This window comes from Pseudomonas sp. Marseille-Q1929 (genome assembly GCF_017316265.1).
Lineage (GTDB): Bacteria > Pseudomonadota > Gammaproteobacteria > Pseudomonadales > Pseudomonadaceae > Aquipseudomonas.
Genome location: NZ_JAFLWU010000007.1, coordinates 200,502 through 210,834, shown reverse-complemented (window position 1 = coordinate 210,834; position 10,333 = coordinate 200,502). Strand labels below are relative to the sequence as shown.

The following is a 10,333-nucleotide window of genomic DNA, read 5'->3' as shown; positions in this document are numbered from 1 at the left end:
GGCGCCCAGATTATTCCATTTGCGGGGTTCAGTAGAACACGCTCGAAAAACCTAAAAATAGTTACTAAGGTTAAAGCATTGAATTACATTGATAAAATCAAAGCTAACGGTTAATTAGGGTCCAGAAGCAACGAACACCAGCAGGTCCGCTGCCGACAACGGCGCCATATGGCGCAGCAACACGGCGATGGACGTACCGCTGAACAGTTCCACATGCCCGAGGGCCTTTGGATTGCTCAAGCGACGCAGCATGTTTGGCAGGCGCTGCATGATCGGTTGCAAGGCCTGTACCAGCACCGGGCAATCATCGATGGCGACGATGTCCTGGCTGGCGACCGCGCGAAAACCTACCTCCAGATGTTTCGCCTTGGCATCCCAGCGCACCGCCACGCGGGCACGGCGGCGGTAGCCGAATTCTGGCCCGCTCAACGGCGCAGCCCACTCTTGCGGTTCGACACCGGCCACGCGCGACAGTTGCTCAGCGAGCATGCGCTGTTTCAGGGCAAGCTGTTCGTCATGGGGCAAGTGCTGCACGCTGCAACCGCCACAGCGGCCAACGTGGGCGCACGGCGCCGGGCGGCGCAGTTCGCTGACCTTGAACACCCGTTCGGTGCGCGCCTCGACCACTTTGCCGTGAGCGCCCAACACCCGTGCTTCGACTTCTTCGCCGGCCAGCGCGCCATTCACAAACCAGGTGCGGCCTTCGAAAAACACGATGCCACGGCCGTCATTGGCCAGGCGCTCGATGGTCAGGCGTTGTTTCTTGCCCACCGGAATCTGCGGGGCGCGGCTGCCGCCCGTCGGTTGGAAGCGCAGGCCTCTCTCGTGCTTGGCCATCAGTTGGGTTCGTCGAAAATGCCGGTCGACAAGTAACGGTCGCCTCGGTCACAGATGATCGCGACGATCACCGCATTTTCCACTTCCTTGGACAAGCGCAACATACCCGCGACAGCGCCACCGGAGGACACGCCGCAGAAGATGCCTTCTTCACGGGCCAGGCGGCGCGTGGTGTCTTCGGCTTCACGCTGGGCCATGTCGATGATGCGGTCCACACGCGTGGCGTTGTAGATCTTCGGCAGATATTCCTCGGGCCAGCGGCGGATACCGGGGATGGCCGCGCCTTCCATCGGTTGCAGGCCGACGATCTGGATCGCCGGGTTCTGCTCCTTGAGGTAGCGCGAGTTGCCCATGATGGTACCGGTGGTGCCCATGGAGCTGACGAAATGGGTGATGGTGCCCCCGGTCTGGCGCCAGATTTCCGGGCCCGTGGTGGTGTAGTGCGCCTCGGGATTGTCCCCGTTGGCAAACTGGTCCAGCACCTGGCCACGACCTTCGGCGGCCATGCGCTCGGCGAGGTCGCGGGCGCCTTCCATACCCTCTTCCTGGGTCACCAGCACCAGTTCGGCGCCATAGGCGGTCATCGCCGCCTTGCGTTCGGCGCTGCCGTTGTCGGGCATGATCAGCACCATCTTGTAACCCTTGATCGCGGCGGCCATGGCCAGGGCGATCCCGGTGTTACCCGAGGTGGCTTCGATCAGGGTGTCGCCGGGCTTGATCTGCCCGCGCAGTTCGGCGCGGGTGATCATCGACAGCGCCGGGCGGTCTTTGACCGAGCCAGCCGGGTTGTTCCCTTCAAGCTTGAGCAACAGGGTATTGCTGGTTTCACCCGCCATGCGTTGCAAGCGGACCAGGGGCGTGTTGCCGACGCAATCGGCGATTGTTGGGTACTGCAAGGTCATGGCGTATTCGCAATCCAGACTGCGGGGCGCACATCATACCGGGAAAGGTCGGCGGGCCATATCACGCAAAGTGCGGTGCTTATGGCTTATAGGAATAAGCCGGTCATGCGCCGGCAGGGCCATCGCCATGGTTTCGCTGAAACACTTCATCGCCCATCGCCATAATCTGGCCGTCGATCAACGCCTCGAAGGGCTTGAGCAACGCGTCAAACGATCGCGGTGCTTCCAATACCTGCAAGGCCTGCGCAATCGCTTCAATGGTGGACAAGGCCCCCGGTGCCGGCGCCTTGCGCAGCCGATAGCGGGAAACACCGCCCGCGGCCAGGGTGACCCGAGGCAATGCGGCCAGCAACGGGTTGAGGTGCAACATCTTGCGCGCCTTGCGCCAAGTGCCGTCAGGGACTACCAGCAGCAGCGGCTCATCGGACGATGCGTAGGCCTGCAACAGTTGGGCATCATCGGCCGGAAACAACAGTCGCGCCTGATAACCGGGCACGCTCAATAGCGTCGGCAAGTCCTCAAACACCTCGCCCACCACCAACTGCGCATTGTTCAGCCCCAACGCCGCCAAGCGTGCGGTGTTCAGCGCATGGTTGACCTCGCTCGGATGCTGCAACAGCAACACGCGGGTGCGGCTGTCGAGACTGGGGATCAGCGCGCACAGGCAGTGGGTGACGGGGCGCAGGCAGCGGGGGCATTGGGGTCTGGACATGTTTTTTCAGGCCTGGTTTAGCTGGGTCTTGAGCAGATCGCGGAAGGTCTGGATCAGCGGTTCGCGGCTACGGCCCCGGCGCATGATCATCGAGAACGGCGCCTGATAGCCAAAGGTGGCTGGCAGCAATACGCGCAGATCACCTTTGTCGGCCCAGGCCTGGGCGTAGTGTTCTGGGAGATAGCCGATGTAGGCGCCGGAGAGCACCAGGATCAGCTGCGCCTCCATACTTTCCACCGTAGCCGCGCTGTGCTTGAAGCCATGGCGCGCCAGCTCCGCCTGGCTCCAGTAACCGCGGCCGACCATGCGTTGCTGGGTGATCACTTGTTCGGGGATGCGCCGTTCATTGAATAAAGGATGCCGGGTGCTGCAATACAGCCAGTGCTGTTCACGGTAAAGCGGCATGTAGATCAAGCCGCTCATGCGATTGGAAAAGGCGCCGATGGCCAGGTCCAGGCGGTTGTCCTGCACGCCGAGTTGCAGTTCGTAGGGGCTCATCACCGACAAATGCAGGTGCACCGCCGGGTGTTCCAGGCTGTAGGCACCAATCACTTCGGCGAACGGCAGGGCCTTGTCGCTGACGGTGGAGTCGAGCACGCCGAGCTTGAGGGTGCCGCGCAACTCGCCTTTCAACGCGGCGGCGTACTGCTCGAAGCCTTCCAGCTCGCCCAGCAGGCGCAAGGTCTCTTGATGGAACAGCTCGCCTTTGCTGGTCAGGCTGAACCCGCCGCGGCCACGATGGCATAGCACCAGGCCCAACGCTGACTCCAGTTGGCTCATATAGGTGCTGATGGCCGATGTGGACAGGTTGAGTTCGTGCTGGGCGTTGGCGAACCCCTGGTGACGCACGACGCTGACGAAGATGCGCAGGAGTTTCAGGTCGGGCAAGGCGTTGGCCATGGGGTCTCCGGTGGCACACACATAATCCTGTGGGAGCGGAGTTTACCCCAGGCATTAGTTTAGAAAAATCTGAACTAAGTATTTGCCCCTGCCGATTCTTCCATCGCGGGGTATTTCGCAGAATCGGCCTCTAATAAACAAAACAACGATGAGGCACTCCCGTGGACAAGATTTTCCACCAACCACTGGGCGGCAACGAAATGCCGCGCTTTGCCGGCATCGCCACCATGATGCGACTCCCCCACCTGCAAACCGCCAAGGGCCTGGACGCCGCCTTTATCGGCGTGCCCCTGGACATCGGCACCTCGCTGCGCGCCGGCACCCGCTTCGGGCCGCGTGAAATCCGCGCTGAATCGGTGATGATCCGCCCGTACAACATGGCCACCGGTGCCGCCCCGTTCGACTCGCTGTCGGTGGCCGATATCGGCGACGTGGCGATCAACACCTTCAACCTCCTCGACGCCGTGCGCATCATCGAAGAAGCCTACGACGAGATCCTCGAACACGATGTGATCCCGATGACCCTCGGCGGCGACCACACCATCACCCTGCCGATCCTGCGGGCGATCCACAAGAAACACGGCAAGGTCGGCCTGGTGCACATCGATGCCCACGCCGATGTGAACGACCATATGTTCGGCGAGAAAATCGCCCACGGCACCACCTTCCGCCGTGCGGTGGAAGAAGGCCTGCTCGATTGCGACCGCGTCGTGCAAATCGGCCTGCGCGCCCAGGGCTATACCGCCGAAGACTTCAACTGGAGCCGTAAACAGGGGTTCCGCGTGGTCCAGGCCGAAGAATGCTGGCACCACTCCCTCGCGCCGTTGATGGCCGAAGTGCGCGAAAAAGTCGGCGGCGGCCCGGTGTACCTGAGCTTTGACATCGACGGCATCGACCCCGCCTGGGCGCCCGGCACCGGCACCCCGGAAATCGGCGGGCTGACCACCATCCAGGCCATCGAGATCATTCGCGGCTGCCAGGGCCTCGACTTGGTTGGTTGCGATTTGGTAGAAGTTTCACCGCCTTACGACACCACCGGCAACACCTCGCTGCTCGGCGCCAACCTGCTGTACGAGATGCTCTGCGTACTGCCTGGCGTGGCGCATCGCTGATGAGCGCCCGCGAGGTGCTGCAAGCCGCCGCCGACCTGGTGGCGGCCTTCGCCCGCAATGACCGCGCCGCCTACTTCGGCGCGTTTACGGCCGATGCCAGCTTTGTGTTCTACACCCTGCCCCAGCCACTGCTCAGTCGCGATGCCTACCAGGCAGTGTGGGACAGCTGGCGCCGGGACGAGGGGTTCGAGGTGCTGTCGTGCACGTCGAGCAACGCCTTTGTCAGCCTGCAAGGTGACGTGGCGATTTTTGTGCATGACGTGGCCACCGAACTGCGCATGCAAGGGGAGCAATTTTTTAGCCAGGAACGCGAGACCATTGTCTTCAAACGGCAAGGATCTCGCACAGAACAAAAAGAAGGCCTGTGGCTGGCCTGTCACGAACATTTGTCCGCTATGCCGGAAGGGCTGCCGCCCCCTTAGCCAATGTGATCGGAGCTGATCATGAATAATAAAAACAACGATAAAAGTATTCGCAAGATAGAAACCAACGGGGTCGAACAGATCCCGGACCATGAACGTACCGCCGGCCCCAAGGATCTGTTCCGCCTGATCTTCGGCGGTGCCAATACCTTTGCCACCGCCGTGCTGGGTTCCTTTCCCGTGCTGTTCGGCCTGTCGTTCCAGGCCGGGGTCTGGGCGATTGTGCTGGGCGTGCTGGTGGGCGCGCTGATCCTGGCGCCCATGGGCCTGTTCGGGCCGATCAACGGCACCAATAACGCCGTGTCCTCCGGTGCGCACTTCGGCGTGCACGGGCGGATCGTCGGCTCGTTTCTGTCGTTGCTGACGGCAATTGCCTTCTTCTCATTGTCAGTGTGGAGCTCAGGCGATGCGCTGGTAGGCGGTGCGAAACGGCTGATCGGCCTGCCGGAAACCGACCTGACCCTGGGCCTGGCCTACGGCGTGTTCGCGATTCTGGTGCTGACCGTGTGCATCTACGGTTTTCGCTTCATGCTGTGGGTCAACCGCATCGCGGTGTGGGCGGCGAGTTTGCTGTTTTTGCTGGGCATCTTCGCCTTTGCGCCGGCCTTCGACAGCCACTTCGCCGGCAGTGTCGCCCTGGGCCAGAGCGGCTTTTGGGCGGCGTTTATCGGTGCGGCGCTGGTGGCCATGAGCAACCCGATTTCCTTCGGCGCGTTCCTCGGTGACTGGTCGCGCTACATCCCGCGTGAGACGCCGAAAATACGCATCATGCTGGCCGTAGTGCTGGCGCAAATCGCCACCTTGATTCCGTTCCTGTTCGGCCTGGCCACCGCGACCATCGTGGCGATCAAGGCACCGGACTACATCGCGGCCAACAACTACGTCGGCGGTTTGCTGGCGGTGGCGCCGAGCTGGTTCTTCCTGCCGGTGTGCCTGATCGCCGTGATTGGCGGCATGTCCACCGGCACCACGTCGCTGTATGGCACGGGGTTGGACATGTCCAGCGTGTTCCCGCGCCTGCTGTCGCGGGTCAAGGCCACGCTGCTGATCGGGGTGATGTCGATTGCCTTCATCTTTATCGGACGTTTCGCCGCCAACCTGGTGCAAAGCGTATCGACCTTCGCCGTGCTGATCATCACCTGCACCACGCCGTGGATGGTGATGATGATCATCGGCCTGATCGTGCGCCGCGGCTTCTACTGCCCGGATGACTTGCAGGTGTTTACCCGCGGTGAGACGGGCGGGCGCTACTGGTTCAGCCATGGCTGGAACTGGCGCGGGCTGGGGGCGTGGATACCGAGTGCGTTGGTGGGGCTGTGCTTCGTCAACTTGCCGGGGCAGTTTGTCGGGCCGCTGGGCAACTTGGCGGATGGCATTGATATCAGCTTGCCGGTGACGTTGGGGTTGGCGTCGGTGGTGTATCTGACCTTGCTGCGCGTTTTTCCTGAGCCGGCCGCGGTGTATGGGCCAGCGGGAGCAAGCTCCCTCGCCACAGGACGTTCACTCACCACCGCCCACTCCCCTACCTAAAAATAAAATCGGAGAACCGCCGTCATGGCTTTGGATTTATTCGTCGTACTCATCTACGCCGCCGGCATGCTTGTGCTCGGCTATTTCGGCATGCGCCGCGCCAAGACCCATGAAGACTACCTGGTGGCCGGCCGCAACCTCGGCCCGACCCTGTACATGGGCACCATGGCCGCCACGGTGCTGGGCGGCGCTTCTACCGTCGGCACCGTGCGCCTGGGTTATGTGCATGGCATCTCCGGCTTCTGGCTGTGCGCCGCGCTGGGCATGGGGATCATTGCGCTGAACCTGTTCCTGGCCAAGCCGCTGCTGAAACTGAAGATCTTCACCGTCACCCAAGTCCTGGAAAAACGCTACAACCCTATGGCCCGCCAAGCCAGCGCAGTGATCATGCTGGCCTATGCGCTGATGATCGGCGTGACCTCGATCCTCGCCATCGGCACCGTACTGCAAGTGCTGTTTGGCCTGCCGTTCTGGATCTCGGTGCTGCTCGGCGGTGGCGTGGTGGTGGTGTACTCGACCATCGGCGGCATGTGGTCGCTGACCCTCACCGACATCGTGCAATTCGTGATCAAGACCGTCGGCCTGATGTTTATCCTGCTGCCGATCTGCCTGTACCGCGTCGGCGGCTGGGATGAGCTGGTGGCCAAGCTGCCGGCGTCGAGTTTCAGCTTCACCGCCATCGGCTGGGACACGATCATCACCTACTTCATGATCTACTTCTTCGGCATCCTGATCGGCCAGGACATCTGGCAACGGGTGTTCACCGCCCGTGACGAAAAGGTCGCCAAGTACGCCGGCACGTTCGCCGGGTTCTACTGCATCCTCTACGGCCTGGCCTGTGCGTTGATCGGCATGGCGGCCCATGTACTGATCCCGGACCTGGACAACGTCAACAACGCGTTTGCCGCGATCGTCAAAGTCTCGTTGCCAGACGGCATCCGGGGCCTGGTGATTGCAGCGGCACTCGCCGCGATGATGTCCACCGCCAGCGCCGGTTTGCTCGCGGCCTCCACCGTACTGACCGAAGACCTGCTGCCACGCCTGCGCGGCGGCAAACAGTCGAGCCTGGCGATCAACCGCTGGTTCACGATGCTGACCGGCATCGCCGTACTGGGCATCGCCCTGGTGGTGAACGACGTGATCAGCGCGCTGACCCTGGCCTACAACCTGCTGGTGGGCGGCATGTTGATCCCGCTGATCGGCGCGATCTTCTGGAAGCGTGCGACCACGTCCGGGGCAATTACCTCGATGGCGCTGGGTTTTGTCACGGCGCTGGTGTTCATGCTCAAGGATGGCTTGGATGCGAACACGCCGATCTACTACAGCCTCGCGGTTGGGCTGGTGAGTTTTGTGCTGGTGAGTGTGTTGTCGCGCAAGCCAGAGGCGGTGGCGGCTCGCACGGTTTGATGTATTACAGGATTTAGAGCGGTTTCTTCAGCGGGCACGACGTCGGATGTCGTGCCCGTTTTTTTGTTTCAGTTTGCCTGGATGATTTCCTGAACCAAAGAGGCCCAGACCAAGCCCTGTGTTGTACCAGCGGCATAAGTGCCCCCGGCTACTATTTGGTGGTGTGCAGCGTGATGAACTATCGAAAGTCCGTCTCGAGTACCGGGCCTGGCACATTCGATAATTTGCAAATCGCCACTTTCCATTGCCCTCCGGTACGACGCTGGAAAGTGCTTGGAAACAGCGGCGAGACACGCCACCAGTATCTGCTCCTTGTACTCCGGCGCCGAGTCGGGCGGAACCTGCCCCCCGGAGACAAGAATGCAATCTCCGTCCAAGCGGCAATTCATGACTCCAACTGGAAGATCGTACTGCAGCTTGAGTCCGCGCAGTTCGACACCCTCATGACCAACAGCCCGCAACTTGAAAAACCAGCCAATGATCGCGACTACCTGTGATTCCTCTATCCCCATGGCGGTAACGACGAAGTGATCTCGGCTCAGCTCCGCAATTTGAGCCGGGCTCAGATGCTGGGGCAGGAACTGAACACCTGAGTGCCGCAGAAGCGTCTCTATCTCTTCCTTTAAATGAATAAATTCCAGATCGTAGCCCGACACCTCAACGGCTAGGCCGATCCCTGGAATTCCATAACGCGCCTGGAATTGCAGTGGGCTGATCTCTGCGAGGTCACTCCCTGGCTTGCCGCTCGGCCAAGACCTATTTTCGATGTCACGCTGCTCGCGGATCGCGTCCTCTACGCCAATGGCTCCATCCATGTAGGCTCGTACTATCCGCGCCCGCGCAAACCGTCTCAGCGACGGATTATCTGCCAGAAACTTTTCAAACAGTTCAATGCCTGCGCGATTGCACTCAACAGCCAAATATTGATTCCCTGCAAATAGGTAATCGTTATGTAGCGGTTTTGCAGTTGTCTCCGTTGCAGAAAGATGGCGCATGTTTACTTTCTTGTGGCTGGCCCCATCACTCTGCTCATTGCCTCCGTACACAGTGACCTGATAGTTCGCCAGGCGGAGCATCACCGCTTGAAGCAGGCCGTTGATACCCCGACCGATGATCGACAGGCGCGGCGCATCGATACCGGCTTGTTGAGAAGGGATCATCAATGGTTGCGCCAGTTTGCGTCGCACAAGACCGTGTAAGGCCGTCAAGCCCAGTTGAACGGAGACTGCATAGTCGAGATCGCAATTGCAGGCATCGGAGGTTGACGCCTGGGTAGTCAGCGTCGCCGGGGTGCGCCATGTGGAGACACTACAGCCGAGTGCTTGTGTGCGTATGCGAAACGCATCCAATGTCGCTGGGCCGTAGTCCAAGACAAGCTGGATAGTTTCAGCCATCGCCAGGGCCTGTAAAGCATCGTCGCTAAAGACATCCGGTTTGGCGACGCAGACCAGACGAGCTTGTTTGCGCAGGCACTGAATCAGGGTTCGATCAATACGGTGAGCGGATTCATCATTCAGGGATAAACATACGACCCCTGCATAGGCCCCCTCCAGCGCCGCGTGCCAGTCCACGAAAAATGACACTCTACTGTCGGAATCCGGCACTCGCCCGTGTCGAACCAGTACCTTGACCCGAACGTCGGGATCTCGATCCAGCAACAGTTTGACCAGCTCTTTACCCACGGCTCCGTATCCCAGTACACAGACATCGCGGGGTAAGGAGCCATCGGCCAGTGTCAGCCAATGCGCAATATAAGCAGCAACATGCGGCGCATTGACCCCGGATGTGTTGACCACTCGAATGCTGTTGGAATTGCACAGATCCAGCCGAATCTTGTCCAGGCTTGTGCCCCTGCGAATCAAACAGAGCTTTCCAAAGGGGTGAGATATACGCCATTGATCAATGACGTCTGCATCAATGGCTTGGTCGCCGACAATGATCGTCGATGGACTCAGCAGGGCGATCTGTATGAGCAGGGCTTGCTTGGTTAATGTCGGGGGAAGAAACACTAAATTGCTGGGCGCATCCGCCTTCCAGCGCCTCGATACAGGTGCGATATGCAAAATGGTTTCGGTAGTGGCGATGAGTGACGTGACGACTGGCGGAACGGAAGAGAGCATCATAGCTTTGCCTCCAACAATGCTGACTTACGGATGCCTCGTGGCGAGGATTTCAATTCAGTTAGGCACTACGGAACTGAACCTACGCTCATCGCTAAAATTAAATAACTCAGCCGATTCTGATAAGCAGGTAGCCTGATTCCGACACTGGAACGGCAAAAACCAACTGGCATGCGAACGCGCCGACTGACTGGAACCTGGGATCGGAAGGGTGATCTTTGTGCTGGTCAGCGTGCAGTCGCGCAAGCCACAGACGGTGGTGGCTCGGGTGGTTTGATGTAGCGCAGGGTTTAGAGCGGTTTCTTCAGTGGGCACGACGTCGGATGTCGTGCCCGTTGTTTTGCCTGGTATAAAACCCACTGTGGGAGCGGGCTTGCTCGCGAAGACGGTG

Annotated in this window: 8 protein-coding genes and 1 pseudogene; 4 read left to right on the top strand and 5 right to left on the bottom strand. The window is 60.4% G+C overall.

The window, feature by feature from the left end:
- Positions 1–144 precede the first annotated feature (144 nt).
- The 4 genes and pseudogenes from J1G37_RS11595 to J1G37_RS11580 form a co-directional block, all read right to left on the bottom strand.
- Positions 145–837, bottom strand: a pseudogene (locus J1G37_RS11595) (TRAM domain-containing protein); the annotation flags it as partial.
- Entirely contained in the window at positions 837–1,739 is a 903-nt protein-coding gene (cysM, locus tag J1G37_RS11590) for a cysteine synthase CysM (RefSeq protein WP_017735422.1), read from the bottom strand. The pseudogene J1G37_RS11595 and the gene cysM, both read right to left, overlap by 1 nt.
- 103 nt (positions 1,740–1,842) lie before the next feature.
- Complete coding sequence (locus J1G37_RS11585) at positions 1,843–2,451, bottom strand: DTW domain-containing protein (RefSeq protein WP_207041816.1); 609 nt, start codon at positions 2,449–2,451, stop codon at positions 1,843–1,845.
- Between the two features lie 6 nt (positions 2,452–2,457).
- Positions 2,458–3,351: a LysR family transcriptional regulator gene (locus J1G37_RS11580; RefSeq protein WP_034108063.1), complete on the bottom strand. Its 894-nt coding sequence runs from the start codon at positions 3,349–3,351 to the stop codon at positions 2,458–2,460.
- 161 nt (positions 3,352–3,512) lie between these two features.
- Here J1G37_RS11580 and speB point away from each other — a divergent pair, with 161 nt between their 5' ends.
- From speB to J1G37_RS11560, 4 genes are read left to right on the top strand one after another with little or no spacing between them, the layout of a single operon-like run.
- The gene (speB, locus tag J1G37_RS11575; RefSeq protein WP_017134866.1) at positions 3,513–4,463 is read left to right on the top strand and encodes an agmatinase; all 951 of its coding nucleotides are present in this window, start codon (positions 3,513–3,515) and stop codon (positions 4,461–4,463) included.
- Positions 4,463–4,885, top strand: a complete 423-nt coding sequence (locus J1G37_RS11570) for a nuclear transport factor 2 family protein (RefSeq protein WP_207041814.1) — start codon at positions 4,463–4,465, stop codon at positions 4,883–4,885. The genes speB and J1G37_RS11570 overlap by 1 nt, the downstream gene beginning before the upstream one ends.
- Positions 4,886–4,906: 21 nt before the next feature.
- On the top strand, positions 4,907–6,415 hold the full coding sequence (locus J1G37_RS11565) for a cytosine permease (RefSeq protein WP_207041812.1): 1,509 nt from the start codon (positions 4,907–4,909) through the stop codon (positions 6,413–6,415).
- A 24-nt stretch (positions 6,416–6,439) separates the two neighbouring features.
- On the top strand, positions 6,440–7,822 hold the full coding sequence (locus J1G37_RS11560; RefSeq protein ID WP_207041810.1) for a sodium:solute symporter: 1,383 nt from the start codon (positions 6,440–6,442) through the stop codon (positions 7,820–7,822).
- Between the two features lie 68 nt (positions 7,823–7,890).
- Here J1G37_RS11560 and J1G37_RS11555 read toward each other — a convergent pair whose 3' ends face one another.
- The gene (locus tag J1G37_RS11555; protein ID WP_207041808.1) at positions 7,891–9,945 is read right to left on the bottom strand and encodes an NAD(P)-dependent oxidoreductase; all 2,055 of its coding nucleotides are present in this window, start codon (positions 9,943–9,945) and stop codon (positions 7,891–7,893) included.
- Positions 9,946–10,333: the final 388 nt, after the last annotated feature.